At 38.9% G+C, this 375-nt stretch carries 1 pseudogene; it reads left to right on the forward strand.

Annotation, left to right across the window (positions count from 1 at the left end):
- Window positions 1–308: pseudogene (locus EI161_RS14715) on the forward strand (hypothetical protein); the annotation flags it as partial.
- Window positions 309–375 lie beyond the last annotated feature (67 nt).

Here is a 375-nt window from a genome sequence, read left to right on the forward strand (position 1 = left end):
TTATCATCTGGGCGTTTGGTTTCTTGCTGACGTTATTACTCTCTAGTCGTCATGCGTGGCGTCTATTATTATCATTGGTCACTCTATTGCTTTTATTCACACCGCTACTGAATAGCCTAACCACTGAGCGTGGATTGCTTCACAGTATCTTGAGCTTCGATGTGCTGTTTATCAGCTTCGACGTTATGTTTTTTATTCTAGCGTTGCTGTTTGCTTATATCACTTATGTGGTCAGTTTTAAGAAAACGTCTCGCAAGCAAAAAATAAAGTCACCTAATCGTTCAAAGCTTCAGATGGGAAATTTATAGTATGTCTAACGTGCTGTTATCTGGATTGCTATTGGCATTTAATCTGCTAGGTATGATGGCATTAATG

Origin of the sequence: Psychrobacter sp. FME5 (assembly GCF_014861375.1) — a bacterium.
GTDB lineage: Bacteria > Pseudomonadota > Gammaproteobacteria > Pseudomonadales > Moraxellaceae > Psychrobacter.